Below are 14,650 nucleotides of genomic sequence, written 5' to 3'. Positions count from 1 at the left end.
AAATAGAACGGTCGTTCTTTTTTGTCTGGCTTTCCATGTCTGTTACCGAACTTCCTGTCAAGGCAGCCCGCCCGGGACCCCGGGAAAGTGGTCGCGCTGCGCACGCCGGCATGCAAAAAGGCCAGCAGACCAAGGCTGCGATCGTCGATGCCGCTCTCGGGCTGGCCACGCAGATTGGCCTGGAGGGCCTGAGCATCGGCGCGCTCGCCGAAGTCATGCACATGAGCAAGTCGGGCGTGTTTGCCCACTTCGGCTCTCGCGAAGAATTGCAGATCTCGGTCATCCGCGAGTATTTCGCGCGGTTCGAAGAAGAGGTCTTTTACCCCGCACTGAAAGAGCCCAAAGGCCTGCCGCGTGTGCAGGCCCTGTTCGGCAACTGGATGAAACGTGTGGCGGTCGAGCTGCAGTCGGGCTGCATCTTCATCAGTGGCGCCGTCGAATTTGACGACCGGCCCGGTCCGGTGCGCGACGCGCTGGCCACCTCGGTGCAGACCTGGCTGGCCGCCATGTACCGTGCCGTGGTACTGGCCAAGGAGGCTGGCCATCTGCGGGCAGACGCCGACGAGCGCCAGATTGCCTTCGAAATCCACGGCCTGATCCTGGCCCTGCATTACGAAGCCCGCTTTCTCAAGACGCCCGGCTCCATCGACCGGACACTGCGCGCCTTCCAGAGCATCCTGGCGCGTTATGGCAGCGACGCCGCCGGCGCGATGGCCCCGCTCATTGACTCGGCATCCCTGACCGGCGGCAGCGCCCGGCCGGTACCTGATTCCTCCGCTTCCTCCGTTTCTCCCCTTTAATCCCTCCCCATCAAAGGACCCTTCCATGCCTCAATACAACCCGCCACTGCGCGACATGCAGTTCGTCATGCACGAAGTGCTCAAGGTCACCGACGAGTTCAAGGCCCTGCCGAAACACGCCGATGTGGACGCGGACACCATCAATGCCGTGCTCGAGGAGGCCGGCAAGTTTGCAACCGAAGTGACCTTCCCGCTGAACATCAGCGGAGACACGGAAGGCTGCAAGCTGGACCAGGCCACGCACGAGGTGACGCCGCCCAAGGGCTTCAAGGAAGCCTATGCCAAGTACGTCGAAGGTGGCTGGGCAGCGCTGTCCTGCGACCCCGAGTACGGTGGCCAGGGTCTGCCCTTTGTCGTGAACCAGTGCCTCTACGAAATGCTGAATTCCGCCAACCAGGCCTGGACCATGTACCCCGGCCTGTCGCACGGCGCCTATGAGGCCCTGCATGCCCACGGCACCGACGAACAGAAAAAAATCTACCTGCCCAAGCTCACCAGCGGCGAGTGGACCGGCACCATGTGCCTGACCGAGCCGCATTGCGGCACCGACCTGGGCATGTTGCGCACGAAAGCCGAGCCACAAGCTGACGGGAGCTACAAACTTACCGGCAACAAGATCTTCATCAGTGCCGGCGAACACGACATGACGGAGAACATCGTGCACCTGGTGCTGGCGCGCCTGCCCGATGCACCGCAGGGCAGCAAGGGCATCAGCCTGTTTGCCGTCCCCAAGTTCAATGTCGGCAAGGACGGCGCCATTGGTGCGCGCAACGGCATCTATTGCGCCAGCCTGGAGCACAAGATGGGCATCCATGGCAACGCCACCGCGCAGATCGTGATGGAGGGCGCCGTCGGCACCATGGTGGGCGCGCCCAACAAGGGCCTGGCTGCCATGTTCGTGATGATGAACGCCGCCCGCCTGGGTGTCGGCAACCAGTCGCTGGGCCTCACCGAGGTGGCTTACCAGAACGCGCTGGCCTACGCCAAGGACCGCATCCAGATGCGTTCGCTGTCGGGCGTGAAGGCCAAAGACAAGCCGGCCGACCCCATCATCGTGCACCCCGATGTGCGCAAGATGCTGCTGACCGCCAAGGCCTATGCCGAAGGCGGCCGCGCGCTGGCGATCTACTGCACGATGCTGCTCGACAAGGAGCTGCACCACCCCGACGAAAAGGTCCGCAAGGATTCCGGCGAAATCGTCGCGCTGCTCACGCCCATTGTGAAAGCCTTCCTGACCGACAACGGCCATATTTCCACCAACGCCTGCATGCAGGTCTTTGGCGGCCACGGCTTCATCAAGGAATGGGGCATGGAGCAGTTTGTGCGCGACAACCGCATCAACATGATTTACGAAGGCACCAACACCATCCAGTCGCTGGACTTGCTGGGCCGCAAGGTTCTCGGAAACAATGGCGCCACGCTGAAGAAATTCGGCAAGATCATTGGCGCGCTGATTGCCGAAGAAGGCGTCAACGAGAAGATGGCCGAGTTCATCAACCCGTTGGCCTACCTGGCCGACCAGATGACCAAGTTCACGACCGAGCTGGGTTTCAAGGGTTTCCAGAACCCGGATGAAGTCGGCGCCGCCGCGGTGGACTATTTGCGCGTGGCCGGTCACCTGGTGTTTGGCTACTTCTGGGCGCGCATGGCACAAACCGCGCTGCGCGAAATCGCTGCCGGCAACACCGATCCCTTCTATCTGGCCAAGGTGCAGACGGCGCGTTTTTACTTCGCGAAACTGTTCCCCGAGACCGCGACGCTGATGCGTACCGCGCGCAGCGGCAGCAACGCGCTGATGGACACGGACGCCGCGCTGGCTTGAGCGGCTGGCGCCTGTTTTTTATATGCATTTTAGCCCTGGAGCCCTTATGTACCGTGCGCTGACAGCTATTGTTTTGGGAGCATTGGCTTTCCCCGCCCTGGCCCAGATGACGCCGGTCGGCTTGTGGCGCAATGTGGACGACAAGACCGGGGAGGCCAAGGCCGAGATCCGGATTGTCGAGAGCGCCGGTGTGCTCAGCGGCAAGATCGCCACGCGTCTGGGCAAGGACGTCAAGCCTGACGACGTCTGCGACAAGTGCAGCGATGACCGCAAGGACAAGCCGATTCTTGGCCTGGAGATCATCCGCGGCGCCCAAAAGGCCGAAGGCAAAGAGGTGTGGGAGGGCGGCAAGATCCTGGACCCGGAAAACGGACGCAACTACACCCTGCGCCTGACGCCCGTCGAGGGCGGCAAAAAGCTTGAAGTCCGGGGCTCGTTCGGTCCTTTCGGCCGCACCCAGACCTGGGTCCGCATCCCGTAACCATCAACATCCGTTCTCCCTGAGCCTGTCGAAGGGGCTTCACGAAATCGCCCATGGTTTCGACCAGCTCAGCCCGAACGGAATAGAAAAGAAAGAGAAACCATGTCCCGCTTCCAAGTCAAAAAAGTCGCCGTGCTCGGTGCCGGCGTGATGGGTGCGCAGATTGCGGCCCATCTGGTCAACCTCAAGGTGCCGGTGGTGCTGTTTGACCTGCCCGCCAAAGAGGGGCCAAAAAACGGCATCGTCAGCCGCGCGATCGAAGGGTTGAAAAAGCTCAAGCCCGCACCGCTGGGCGTGCCCGAAGATGCGGCCCTGATCCAGCAGGCCAACTACGGGGAACACATGGAGGTTCTCAGGGAGTGCGACCTGATCATCGAGGCGATTGCCGAACGCATGGACTGGAAGACCGATCTGTACCACAAGATCGCGCCTTTCATCGGTGAAGGCGCCATCGTCGCGAGCAACACCTCGGGCCTGTCGATCACGAAGTTGAGCGAAGCCCTGCCCGAGTCCATCAAGCCTCGTTTTTGCGGCATCCATTTTTTCAACCCACCGCGTTACATGACGCTGGTCGAGCTGATCAACACACCGACCACCGATCCCCAGGTGCTCGACGACCTCGAAGCCTTTGTGACCAGCGGCCTGGGCAAGGGCGTGATCCGCGCTCACGACACGCCCAACTTCGTGGCCAACCGCGTCGGCATTGCCGGCATGCTGGCGACGATGAAAGAGGTCGAGAATTTCGGCCTGACCTACGACGTGGTCGATGACCTCACCGGCAAGAAGTTGGGCCGCGCCAGCAGCGGCACTTTCCGCACCGCCGACGTGGTGGGCCTGGACACCATGGCCCACGTCATCAAGACGCTGCAGGACAACCTGGACGAAAAGAGCGACCCGTTTTACGCCAGTTTCGGCACGCCCGATGTGCTCAAAAAACTGCTGGAACTGGGCAACCTGGGCCAGAAGTCCAAAGCCGGGTTCTACAAGAAAGTGGGGCGTGACGTGTTGCGCTTCGAGTTGGAGAGCGAGGAGTACGTGCCCGGCGGCCAGAAGGCCGACGAGGTGTACACCCGCATGCTCAAGAGGCCGGCAGCCGAACGCCTGCGGCTGTTGCGCAACGCCGAAGGACCGCAGGGCCAGTTCCTCTGGGCCATCCTGCGCAACAGCTTTCACTACGCTGCCGTGCATCTGGCCACCATTGCCGACAACGCGCGCGACGTGGACCAGGCCATGCGCTGGGGCTTTGGCATGAAACAGGGTCCGTTCGAGCTGTGGCAGGAAGCCGGCTGGCTCGCCGTGGCGACGATGATCCAGGAGGACATCGCGGCAGGCAAGGCGCTGTGCAAGGCGCCGCTGCCCGAATGGGTTTTCAAGGGTCCGGTGGCCGAGGCCGGCGGCGTGCACACGGCGCAGGGCTCATGGAGCGCTTCGGCCGGCAAATTTGTGGCGCGCCGCGCGCTGCCGGTCTACGAGCGCCAGCACTTCCCTGAAAAACTGCTCGGCGAGGCGCTGCCCGACTTCACGACAGCCGGCACGACGCTGCACGAAGACGACGCGATCCGCTTGTGGACGCTGGCTGGTGAACAGGGCGACGTGCTGATCGCCAGCATCAAGACCAAGATGCACGCCATCAGCCCCGATGTGGTCGAAGGCCTGGCGATGGGTGTGGACCTCGCCGAGAAAAGTTACAAGGGCCTGGTGATCTGGTCGAACGACGAGATGTTTTCTGCCGGTGCCGACCTGCAGGCCATGCTGCCCGCCTTCATGATGGCCGGTGTTTCGGCCGTGGAGGGCGCCGAGGCCGAGATGCAGAACGTGATGCTCAAGCTGCGTTATGCGGCTGTTCCCGTGGTGTCGGCCGTTCGCGGCCTGGCCCTGGGCGGCGGCTGCGAACTCGCGGTTTATTCGGCCAAACGGGTGGCTGCGATGGAAAGCTACATCGGCCTGGTCGAGGTTGGTGTCGGCCTGGTGCCCGGTGCCGGCGGCCTGACCTATATTGCGCGCCGGGCGGCTGAAAACGCCGCAACGTCCACCAACAAGGACGTGTTGCCTTTCCTGACCGAGGGTTTCACTGCCGCGGCCATGGCCAAGGTGGGCACCAGCGCCATTGAGAGCCGCAAGATTGGCTACTTGCTCGACAGCGATGTGATCGTGCCCCACAAGGACGAGCTGTTGCATGTGGCGCTCAACGAGGCACGCGCACTGTTCAATTCCGGCTACCGCGCACCGCACAAGCGGCTGTTCCCGGTAGTGGGGCGCAGCGGCCTGGCGACCATCAAGGGCCAGCTCGTCAACATGCGCGACGGCGGCTTCATCAGCGCGCACGACTTCCACATTGCCAGCCTGATCGCCAACGTGGTCTGTGGCGGCGATGTCGATGCCGGCTCGCTGGTGACCGAAGAGTACCTGATGACGCTGGAGCGCAAGGCCTTTTGTTCGTTGCTTGAGCATCCCAAAACGCAGGAGCGGATCATGGGCATGATGAGCACGGGCAAACCTGTTCGTAATTGATAAAGCTACTGCGGAGGCATCATGCGTCGTTGCAGCCCAGAACCAATCCTCACGTACAGAAGTACGGGCCAAGTGCTTCCGGGCGCCCGCGCCTAGCCTGATGCCTCCTCGCTACGCTTTCTCAATCGCGAACCGCAACTTTATGACGACCCCACACAACAACCCCAATCGCCTCGAACGCCAGCTGGAGCGCCTGTCCGACGTGCCGGCTTTTGCGCGCACCTGGTTTCGCGGTGTGGTGATGCACCGCGCCGTGCCGTTCACCGGAACGGCGGGGCTGGACTTTCTGCAGATGACGCCGGCCCTTGTTGAGATCGGTATCAGGAACGAGAAGAAGGTGCAGAACCACATCGGGGGCATCCATGCTTCGGCGATGAACCTGCTGGCCGAAACCGCCACCGGCATGGTGGTGGGCATGAATGTGCGGGACGACTGCATCCCTTTGGCCAAGGAGCTGAAGATGGCCTTCAAAAAGCGCGCCACCGGCGCGCTGCGCGCCGTGGCGACCCTGAGCGACGAGCAGCGCGCCGCCATGCAGGCCAGCGACAAGGGCGAAGTAACGGTTGCCGTCACGGTGACCGACGAGGCCGGCGTGGAGCCGGTCGAGTGTGAATTTGTCTGGGCCTGGATACCTTCCGGCCCGCGAAAAAATTAAAGAATCAAAGGAACTGACATCATGTCCAAACAAGTCCAGGAAGCCTACATCGTCGCCGCCACGCGCACGCCCATCGGGCGCTCGCACCGGGGGTTTTTCCGCAACACCCGACCCGACGAACTGCTGGTGCGCGCGCTACAGGCGGCGTTGGCGCAAGTGCCGACGCTGGACCCGAAGGCCATCGAAGACCTCATTTGCGGCTGTGCCATTCCCGAAGGCCCGCAGGGCCTGAACATTGCGCGTATTGGCGCGGTGCTGGCCGGCCTGCCGACCAGCGTCGGTGGCATCACCGTCAACCGTTTTTGTGCCTCTGGTCTCTCCGCCATCCAGATGGCGGCCGATCGCATCCGTGTCGGCGAGGCCGACGTGATGATTGCCGCCGGCACCGAAAGCATGAGCATGGTGCCCATGTCTGGCAACTCGCCCTCGCTGTCGCCGGCCATGTTTGCCAACGACGAGAACATCGGCATCGCCTATGGCATGGGCCTGACGGCTGAAAAAGTCGCGCAGCAGTGGAAAGTCTCGCGCGAGGCGCAGGATCAGTTTGCGGTCGAGTCGCACCAGAAGGCGATCAAGGCGCAGCAGGCCGGCGAGTTCACCGCCGAGATCACGCCGGTCGAGGTCACCGACCGCTCGCCGGACCTGGAGAGCGGCGAAGTCATCAGCAAAACCCGCACCGTCAGCCTGGACGAAGGCCCACGCCCCGACACCTCGCTCGAAGGGCTGGCCAAACTCAAGACCGTGTTCGCTGCGCGCGGCTCGGTCACGGCGGGCAACAGCTCGCAGACGTCGGATGGCGCCGGTGCGCTGATCCTGGCCAGCGAAAAGGCGGTCAAGGAACACGGCCTCAAGCCACTCGCGCGTTTTGTCAGTTACGCGGCCAAGGGTGTGCCGCCGCACATCATGGGCATAGGCCCGATCGAGGCCATTCCCGCCGCCTTGCGTTATGCCGGCCTGCAGCAGGACGACATGGACTGGTATGAATTGAATGAAGCGTTTGCCGCGCAATCGCTGGCGGTTATCAACACGCTGGGCCTGAATGCGGCGAAAGTGAACCCGATGGGCGGCGCGATTGCGCTGGGCCACCCGCTGGGCGCCACCGGTGCGATCCGCGCCGCGACCGTGATCCATGCGCTGCACCGGCACCAGCTGAAGTACGGCATGGTGACGATGTGTGTGGGCATGGGACAAGGCGCCGCCGGCATCTTCGAGAGAGTTTGACGGCTACTGCGCGGGCGCATTGCGTCGTTGCAGCCCCAAGAAAATCCTCACGACCCTGAAGGTCGCTCCGGTTTTCTTCGGGCACCCGCGCCTCGCACTGCATCCCGCTCGCTACGCCGTCGGGAATGGTGGTTTGTTGGAGGAAACGAGTCATGCAACAACAGGTTCTGGAATCGGGCACTTCCCAACTCGCCTTGCGGGTTTACCACGCCGGCACGCCTGCGCGGGCCAGCGTGGTGATTGGCGGGGCGATGGGGGTACGACAGGACTATTACGCGCCGTTTGCCGAATGGTTGTCGGGCCAGGGCTTTCGGGTCACGACGTTTGACTACCGCGGTTCCGGCGAGTCGCTGCCCGGTACGCCGGATGGATCGCTGCGTGGCTTCCGGGCCGATCTCTTTGATTGGGCGAGCGACTATGAGGCGGTTGTCGATTCGGCCAAGGCCGCCTTACCGGATGCACCGCTCTACCTGCTGGGCCACAGCCTGGGCGCACAACTGCCGGGCTTCCTGAAAAACCAGGGCAAGGTGGACGGGCTGGTCAGCATTGCCGCCGGCAGTGGTTACTGGCGCGACAACGCGCCGCAGCTCAGACGCATGATTCTCTATTTCTGGTACGTGCTGGTGCCGCTGGCCACACGCCTGTGCGGCTATTTTCCCGGGCGCAAACTGAAAAAAGTGGGCGACCTGCCGGCGGGTGTGATGCTGCAGTGGCGCAAGTGGTGCCTGGATCCGCTTTACAGCGTGGGTGCCGAAGGCGAAGGCGCGCGCCTGGCCTATGCGCAGGCCAGGTTTCCGGTGCTGGCGCTCTCCATCACCGACGATGAGCTGATGACCTGGCGCGGCACGCAAAACCTGATCAACCTGTACAGCGGCGCCTCGCGCAGTTTCGAGCGCATCACGCCTGACGAGCTGGGCGTCAAGCGCATCGGCCATTTCGGCTTTTTCAGGCAGCAGTTCCGCCAGAACCTGTGGCCGCGCACGGTGCAGATGCTCGAGCGCATGCGCCGGGCCAGCCTGGTGGCTGGCGTCCCCGGTACGACTGCCTGAAACCGATGTCGGCGGCATACTCTGACCATGAGTTTTCATCCTTTTGATACCGCGGTGGCCTTGCAGGCGCAGCCCGACGGGACATGTCTCGGCCACACCAGCGCGGCGTATGCCAACATGGTCGGCCCATTCGGTGGTGTCACGGCGGCGCAGGCCCTGAATGCCGTGCTGCAGCATCCGCAGCGCCTGGGCGATCCGATTTCGCTGACCGTCAACTTCGCCGCCGCGCTGGCGGATGGGCCGTTCACCGTGAGCGCGCGCCCCGCGCGCACCAACCGGTCTACCCAGCACTGGGTGATCGAGATGCAGCAAGACGGCGCGACGGTGCTGACCGGCACCGCCTTTTTCGGCCTGCGGCGTGACACCTGGGGCGCCGACGAACACGCCATGCCGGCCGTCGCAGCCCCTGCCGATGTAGCCCGCGCCGGCGGCCCGACCCGGGTCGAGTGGGTCAAGCGGTATGAGATGCGTTTTGCCGAAGGCGCCATTCCTGTCGAGTGGCACGGGGCGGACCAGGGCGCAAGCCGCACCCTGCTGTGGCTGCGCGACGACCCGCCCCGGCCGCTCGATTTCGCCTCGCTCACGGCGCTGTCGGATGTGTTTTACCCGCGCGTCTGGAAGCGACGTCCGCTGCTGGTTCCCGTCGGCACAGTGTCGATGACGGTGTATTACCATGCCGATGCAGCCCTGCTGCAAGCCACAGGTAGCGGCTACCTGCTGGGGCAGACGCAGGCCCAGGCCTTTCGCAGCGGCTATTTCGACCAGACGGCGCAGTTATGGAACGAAGCCGGCCAATTGCTGGTGACGACACACCAGGTCGTTTATTACAAGGAATGAAGATGGCCCCCACGCTTGTCGCTTCGCGAGCCTACGGCGGTGCGCTGCCCCTTGAACGAAGAAGAGGGGCCGCTGCGCCTGCGGACTGGCAAAGCCAGATCCGCGGCCCCGGTTGGCCTGGAAGGGTTGGCGTCTGTATCTGTTTCGTCAAACAAAAACTGGAAAGCACCACATGAGTACAGACATCCTGGTCCACACCGACAACGCGGTGATGACCATCACCCTGAGCCGGGTCGAGAAGAAAAACTCCATCACCTCGGCCATGTACGCCGCCATGGCCGACGCGCTCGACGCTGCGAACGCGGACCCTGCGGTGCGCGCCGTGGTGATCCAGGGCCATGAAAGCATTTTCTCGGCCGGCAACGACATCGGTGATTTCCTCAACGGCCCGCCCGCCACCCCCGAGTCGCCGGTGTTCCGCTTTCTGCGCGGCATCAGCACCTTTCCCAAGCCGCTGGTGGCTGCCGTGTGCGGCCCCGCGGTGGGCATAGGCACCACCTTGCTGCTGCATTGCGACCTGGTTTATGCCGGCGACAATGCTGCCTTTTCCATGCCGTTTGTGAATCTGGGCCTGTGCCCGGAAGCGGCGTCGAGCTTTCTGGCGCCGCAACTCATGGGTTACGCGCGCGCGGCCGAAGCGTTGCTGCTCGGCGAGCCGTTCACCGCCGAGTCGGCGCTCGAGATGGGCCTGATCAACCGCATCGTTCCTCCTGCCGAAGCCAATGCCCTGGCGCAGCGCCAGGCGCAAAAACTTGCGGCCAAACCGCTGAGCTCACTGGTGGAAACCAAGCGCCTGATGAAAAAGGGCCAGGCTGGCATGGTTGCCGAGCGCATGGCCGAGGAGGGCGTGAGTTTTGGCCGCATGCTCAAGGAGCCGGCCGCCCGCGAGGCCTTTGGCGCCTTCATGCAGAAGCGCAAGCCGGATTTCTCCAAGGTTTGAGGTCAAATTGGCCTGGGGCCCTTATTCGGTATGCGCAAGCAGCTATTAATTATGTAGCATTCAGGAGGCATCATGAGTTCAGTACCCGGTCTCAAAGGCAAAACCCTGTTCATCACTGGCGCCTCGCGTGGCATTGGCCTGGCGATTGCCACCCGTGCCGCGGCCGACGGCGCCAACATCGTGATCCTGGCCAAAACCACCGACCCCAACCCCAAGCTGCCGGGCACGATTTACAGCGCGGCCGAAGCGGTGAAGGCCGCCGGTGGCCAGGCGCTGCCGCTGGCGGTGGATATCCGTGATGAAGACGCGGTGACGGCGGCAGTGGCCAAGGCGGTGAACACTTTCGGCGGCATCGACATCCTGGTCAACAACGCCAGCGCCATCAGCCTGACCGACACCGAACACACACCGATGAAGCGTTATGACCTGATGAACGGTATCAACGCGCGTGGCACTTACCTGTGCACCCAGGCATGTCTGGCGGAGTTGAAAAAATCCGCGCTGGCCGGGCGCAAGCCACAGGTGCTCACCATGTCGCCGCCGCTGAGCATGAAGCCTCATTGGTTCGAGAACCACACGGCCTACACCATGGCCAAGTACGGCATGAGCATGTGCACCCTGGGTCATTCCGGGGAGTTCAAAAAATACGGCATCGCCGTCAACAGCCTGTGGCCGCGCACCGCGATTGCCACGGCGGCACTGCAGATGATTCCCGGCGTGGACCTGAAGCTGTGCCGCAAGCCGGAGATTCTTTCGGACGCGGCCTGGCTGATCCTGACCAGTCCAAACCCGGCCACCGGTCATTTCTACATTGACGACGAGCTGTTGGCCGCACATGGCGTGACCGATCTGGAAAAATACTCGGTGACACCGGGCACAAAAAATTTCATTCCTGACTTTTTTGTGGACTGAGGAAAACCATGGCTTACATGTTGTTAATTCATGAGCAGGTCGGCCAGCGGCTGATGCGTACCGAGGACGAAGGCCGCGCCGTGTATGGGCGCATGCTGGACTTTGCTGCAGACCTGAAGGCGCGTGGTCTGTTGCTGGCCACCGAATCTCTGGCGTCGCAGAATGAGGCCGCGCGGGTCCAGGTCCGCGGGGATCGGACGCATGTGCTGGATGGACCTTTCGCCGAAGCCAAGGAAATGGTCGGAGGTTTTTTTCTGATTGATTGCCAGACCCGCGAGGAGGCGGTCGCGATTGCGGGCCAGTGCCCTGCGGCCGAGTGGGCCACCCTGGAGATAAGGGCCACCGGCCCCTGCTTCATCTGAATTGATCCTGAATCGATAGCTGTTGGCGCCCACAGAATAATGGCGCCGGCCTGATTTGGCAGAGGAGTCGGGGCTCCACCGCTCTTCGTTACATTTTTTTTCAGATTCGGCATGTCGATCTCGCATGCTTTGCTTCGTCGTGTGGGTACGGGCCGCAAAAAGCCTGCCATCCAACTGAAAAAGGAGCGACCCCATGCGATTCATGATCATCGTCAAATCGACACCCGAGTTCGAGGCCGAGACCACCCCGCAGACCCCCGACGAAAAACTGATGGCTGCCATGGCCGACTTCCACGAGGAAATGGTCAAGGCCGGGGTGCTGCTCGATGGCAGTGGGCTGCAGCCCAGCCGCAAGGGCTGGCGCATCCACTACGACGGCCAGAAGCGCACCGTGGTTGACGGCCCTTTCGCGGAAGCCAAGGAACTGATTGCCGGCTTCACCACCATCCAGGTGCGCAGCCGCGAGGAGGCGCTGGAGTGGTCGCGACGCTTTCCCAACCCTGTTGGCGAAAACGCGCCGGCCGTGATCGAGGTCCGCCAGCTGTATGAACTCGACGACTTCGAGCCCAGTGCGCAGGTCGAGCGTTTCCGCGAGATGAACACGCCCAGCCTGAAGTAAGAGGCGCGCCATGATCAAAACCACCTTGCTCACCCTGCTGGGGCTGATTGTGCTGGCCATCGCTGTCGTTGCGGTCATTGCTTTGCAACGGCCCGACACTTTCCGTGTGTCTCGCAGCACCAGCATTGCCGCAGCGGCTGAAAAAATCTTCCCGCTGGTGAACGACGTCCGGGCTTTCAATACCTGGAACCCGTATGCGCTGAAAGACCCGGAGATGACAGGCCGCTACAGCGGTCCGTTCATCGGGCCCGGCGCCCACTACGATTTCGAAAGCAGGAAGTCAGGCAGCGGCAGCTTTGAAATCGTGCAGGCCATGGCGCCTTCGCAGGTACAGATGCGGCTCGACATGACCGCACCCTTCAAGACCAACAACCTGATCACCTTTTCACTGGTACCTGGAGGTCAGACCACACAGGTCACCTGGGCCATGCAAGGCCCTGCGCCCTTCCTTTCAAAGTTCATGGGTGTGATTTTCAACATGGACAAGATGATCGGCGCAGATTTCGAAGCCGGCCTCTCCAATCTCAAGGCCAAAGCAGACAAAGCCTGAGAGCCGCGGCCTTATTGAAACCATCTTCAAAGGAACAACCATGTCACGCCAGATTTTCGTCAACTTGCCCATCAAGAACATGGAAAAGAGCCAGGCCTTCTTCAAGAGCCTGGGCTTTTCCTTCAACCCGCAGTTCACCAACGAGCAGGGCGCCTGCATGGTCATCAGCGAGGATCACAACTACGTGATGCTGCTGATCGAGTCCTTCTTCCAGGGCTTCACGAAGAAACCGATTGCCGATGCCACAAAGACCACCGAGGTGCTGATTGCCCTCTCATGTGAAAGCCGCTCCGAAGTGGATGAGCTGGTGAAGAAAGCACTGGCCGCTGGCGGCAGCGCGCCCAACCCGTCGCAGGACCATGGCTTCATGTACAGCCACGGCTTCACCGATCTGGACGGTCACGTCTGGGAGGTTTTCTGGATGGCCAGTTGACCCCCCACGGTTGCTCACTGCGTGTAGCGCCCTGCCCCCCCGAGGGGGCCGCTGCGCCTGCGGGCCGGCAAGGCCGGACCCGCGCCCTGCTTGATTGAAGAGGTCCAGCACTCACTCATTCCGTGCCGCTCGTTGCGCCTGGCGCCTGAGGCATGCCGTTACCATTGATTCATGCATTCTTCCACCCATGAAGCGATTTCCGCCGTCTGGCGCATCGAGTCCGCGAAGATCGTGGCTTCGGTGGCGCGCATGGTGCGCGACATCGGGCTGGCCGAGGAGCTGGCGCAGGACGCGCTGGTTTCCGCGCTGGAAAGCTGGCCTGGCAAGGGTGTGCCGGACAATCCCGGCGCCTGGCTGATGCGGGTGGCCAAAAACCGCGCGCTGGACCACCTGCGGCACCAGAAGATGCAGGGCGATAAGCTGGAGCAGATCGGCCATGAGCTGCAGGCGCTGGAAGTGCTGGTCGTGCCCGATTTCGTGGACGCGCTGGACGAGGCCCGGCAGGACGAGATCGGCGACGACCTGCTGCGCCTGATCTTCACTGCCTGCCACCCGGTGCTTTCCACCGAGGCGCGGCTGGCGCTGACGCTCAAGCTGCTGGGCGGCCTGAGCACGCATGAAATCGCCCGCGCCTTCCTGGTGCCTGAGCCCACGATGGCCCAGCGCATCGTGCGCGCCAAGCGCACCCTGGCCGAGGCACGGGTGCCGTTCGAAGTACCACGCGGGGATGAATTGGGCGCACGTCTGGCTTCGGTGCTGGAGGTGGTTTACCTGCTGTTCAACGAGGGTTACACCGCCACCGCCGGCGACCACTGGATGCGGCCCGCACTGACCGACGAAGCGTTGCGTCTGGGCCGCATGCTGGCCGGGCTGGCAACGGGCGAGTCCGAGGTGCAGGGTTTGCTGGCACTGATGGAGCTGCAGGCCTCGCGCATGGCCGCCCGGGTCGATGCCGCCGGCCGGCCGATACTGCTGGCCGACCAGAACCGGGCGCGCTGGGACCATCTCCTGATCCGCAGGGGGCTGGCCGCGCTCGACATGGCGCTGGCGCTGGCCGAGTCGTCAGCCCGCGTCCTGGGGCCGTATGCGCTGCAGGCCGCCATCGCCGCCTGCCATGCCCGCGCACCAACGTCCGCGGAGACCGACTGGGTGCGTATTGCCGCCCTGTACGACGCGCTGGCACAAACCGCACCCTCACCCGTGGTGGAGCTCAACCGCGCCGTGGCGGTCAGCATGGCCTTCGGGCCGGCGGCCGGGCTGGCCATCATCGACGTGCTGCGTGGCGACAAAGCCCTGCAGAACTACCAGTGGCTGCCCGGCGTGCGCGGCGACCTGCTCGCCAGGCTGGGCCGCAACGACGAGGCGCGCCATGAATTTGAACGCGCCGCGGCGCTGGCGGGCAACCTGCGCGAGCGCGAGTTGCTGCTCGAGCGTGCACAGGGGCTGCTCCCCTGATGG

Annotated in this window: 15 protein-coding genes; all 15 read left to right on the top strand. The window is 63.2% G+C overall.

The features are described from left to right. Positions 1–35: 35 nt before the first annotated feature. The 15 genes from PSV33_RS05565 to PSV33_RS05495 all read left to right on the top strand — a co-directional run bounded on the left by PSV33_RS05565 (position 36) and on the right by PSV33_RS05495 (position 14,647). Positions 36–800, top strand: a complete 765-nt coding sequence (locus PSV33_RS05565; RefSeq protein WP_300559688.1) for a TetR/AcrR family transcriptional regulator — start codon at positions 36–38, stop codon at positions 798–800. A 25-nt stretch (positions 801–825) separates the two neighbouring features. Next, entirely contained in the window at positions 826–2,622 is a 1,797-nt protein-coding gene (locus PSV33_RS05560; RefSeq protein ID WP_300559687.1) for an acyl-CoA dehydrogenase C-terminal domain-containing protein, read from the top strand. A gap of 46 nt (positions 2,623–2,668) precedes the next feature. After that, positions 2,669–3,103 (top strand): DUF2147 domain-containing protein, encoded by a 435-nt coding sequence (locus tag PSV33_RS05555; protein WP_300559686.1) that lies wholly within the window; start codon positions 2,669–2,671, stop codon positions 3,101–3,103. Between the two features lie 102 nt (positions 3,104–3,205). Further along, positions 3,206–5,614 (top strand): 3-hydroxyacyl-CoA dehydrogenase/enoyl-CoA hydratase family protein, encoded by a 2,409-nt coding sequence (locus PSV33_RS05550; RefSeq protein ID WP_300559685.1) that lies wholly within the window; start codon positions 3,206–3,208, stop codon positions 5,612–5,614. 142 nt (positions 5,615–5,756) lie between these two features. Next, positions 5,757–6,269 carry a DUF4442 domain-containing protein gene (locus tag PSV33_RS05545; protein ID WP_300559684.1) on the top strand — a complete coding sequence of 171 codons (513 nt, stop codon included), beginning with the start codon at positions 5,757–5,759 and terminating at the stop codon, positions 6,267–6,269. Positions 6,270–6,290: 21 nt separating this feature from the next. Then, positions 6,291–7,490 (top strand): acetyl-CoA C-acyltransferase, encoded by a 1,200-nt coding sequence (locus PSV33_RS05540; protein ID WP_300559682.1) that lies wholly within the window; start codon positions 6,291–6,293, stop codon positions 7,488–7,490. Between the two features lie 152 nt (positions 7,491–7,642). Further along, complete coding sequence (locus PSV33_RS05535) at positions 7,643–8,539, top strand: alpha/beta fold hydrolase (RefSeq protein WP_300559680.1); 897 nt, start codon at positions 7,643–7,645, stop codon at positions 8,537–8,539. A 27-nt stretch (positions 8,540–8,566) separates the two neighbouring features. Next, positions 8,567–9,376 (top strand): thioesterase family protein, encoded by an 810-nt coding sequence (locus PSV33_RS05530; RefSeq protein WP_300559678.1) that lies wholly within the window; start codon positions 8,567–8,569, stop codon positions 9,374–9,376. Between the two features lie 172 nt (positions 9,377–9,548). Beyond that, positions 9,549–10,316 (top strand): enoyl-CoA hydratase, encoded by a 768-nt coding sequence (locus PSV33_RS05525; RefSeq protein ID WP_300559677.1) that lies wholly within the window; start codon positions 9,549–9,551, stop codon positions 10,314–10,316. Between the two features lie 72 nt (positions 10,317–10,388). Then, positions 10,389–11,228, top strand: coding sequence for an NAD(P)-dependent oxidoreductase (locus tag PSV33_RS05520; protein WP_300559676.1), 840 nt, complete (start codon positions 10,389–10,391; stop codon positions 11,226–11,228). A gap of 8 nt (positions 11,229–11,236) precedes the next feature. Continuing rightward, a complete protein-coding gene (locus tag PSV33_RS05515) occupies positions 11,237–11,590 on the top strand; it encodes a YciI family protein (RefSeq protein WP_300559674.1) in 354 nt (117 codons plus the stop codon). A gap of 193 nt (positions 11,591–11,783) precedes the next feature. Continuing rightward, positions 11,784–12,209 carry a YciI family protein gene (locus PSV33_RS05510; protein WP_300559672.1) on the top strand — a complete coding sequence of 142 codons (426 nt, stop codon included), beginning with the start codon at positions 11,784–11,786 and terminating at the stop codon, positions 12,207–12,209. 10 nt (positions 12,210–12,219) lie between these two features. Continuing rightward, a complete protein-coding gene (locus PSV33_RS05505) occupies positions 12,220–12,759 on the top strand; it encodes an SRPBCC family protein (RefSeq protein WP_300559670.1) in 540 nt (179 codons plus the stop codon). Positions 12,760–12,799: 40 nt separating this feature from the next. Then, positions 12,800–13,192 carry a VOC family protein gene (locus tag PSV33_RS05500; protein WP_300559668.1) on the top strand — a complete coding sequence of 131 codons (393 nt, stop codon included), beginning with the start codon at positions 12,800–12,802 and terminating at the stop codon, positions 13,190–13,192. Positions 13,193–13,363: 171 nt separating this feature from the next. Continuing rightward, a complete protein-coding gene (locus PSV33_RS05495) occupies positions 13,364–14,647 on the top strand; it encodes an RNA polymerase sigma factor (protein WP_300559666.1) in 1,284 nt (427 codons plus the stop codon). Positions 14,648–14,650: the final 3 nt, after the last annotated feature.

The sequence above is a fragment of the Polaromonas sp. genome (assembly GCF_029945895.1).
In the GTDB taxonomy this organism is placed as follows: Bacteria; Pseudomonadota; Gammaproteobacteria; order Burkholderiales; family Burkholderiaceae_C; genus Polaromonas.
Note: the sequence above shows the minus strand (reverse complement) of the source record. Positions and strands in the feature narration are given on the sequence as shown.

Bases quoted from the DNA above. Each gene is read 5' to 3' on its own strand.
- PSV33_RS05565 (WP_300559688.1), top strand. From the start codon at position 36: ATGTCTGTTACCGAACTTCCTGTCAAGGCAGCCCGCCCGGGACCCCGG.
- PSV33_RS05560 (WP_300559687.1), top strand. From the start codon at position 826: ATGCCTCAATACAACCCGCCACTGCGCGACATGCAGTTCGTCATGCAC.
- PSV33_RS05555 (WP_300559686.1), top strand. From the start codon at position 2,669: ATGTACCGTGCGCTGACAGCTATTGTTTTGGGAGCATTGGCTTTCCCC.
- PSV33_RS05550 (WP_300559685.1), top strand. From the start codon at position 3,206: ATGTCCCGCTTCCAAGTCAAAAAAGTCGCCGTGCTCGGTGCCGGCGTG.
- PSV33_RS05545 (WP_300559684.1), top strand. From the start codon at position 5,757: ATGACGACCCCACACAACAACCCCAATCGCCTCGAACGCCAGCTGGAG.
- PSV33_RS05540 (WP_300559682.1), top strand. From the start codon at position 6,291: ATGTCCAAACAAGTCCAGGAAGCCTACATCGTCGCCGCCACGCGCACG.
- PSV33_RS05535 (WP_300559680.1), top strand. From the start codon at position 7,643: ATGCAACAACAGGTTCTGGAATCGGGCACTTCCCAACTCGCCTTGCGG.
- PSV33_RS05530 (WP_300559678.1), top strand. From the start codon at position 8,567: ATGAGTTTTCATCCTTTTGATACCGCGGTGGCCTTGCAGGCGCAGCCC.
- PSV33_RS05525 (WP_300559677.1), top strand. From the start codon at position 9,549: ATGAGTACAGACATCCTGGTCCACACCGACAACGCGGTGATGACCATC.
- PSV33_RS05520 (WP_300559676.1), top strand. From the start codon at position 10,389: ATGAGTTCAGTACCCGGTCTCAAAGGCAAAACCCTGTTCATCACTGGC.
- PSV33_RS05515 (WP_300559674.1), top strand. From the start codon at position 11,237: ATGGCTTACATGTTGTTAATTCATGAGCAGGTCGGCCAGCGGCTGATG.
- PSV33_RS05510 (WP_300559672.1), top strand. From the start codon at position 11,784: ATGCGATTCATGATCATCGTCAAATCGACACCCGAGTTCGAGGCCGAG.
- PSV33_RS05505 (WP_300559670.1), top strand. From the start codon at position 12,220: ATGATCAAAACCACCTTGCTCACCCTGCTGGGGCTGATTGTGCTGGCC.
- PSV33_RS05500 (WP_300559668.1), top strand. From the start codon at position 12,800: ATGTCACGCCAGATTTTCGTCAACTTGCCCATCAAGAACATGGAAAAG.
- PSV33_RS05495 (WP_300559666.1), top strand. From the start codon at position 13,364: ATGCATTCTTCCACCCATGAAGCGATTTCCGCCGTCTGGCGCATCGAG.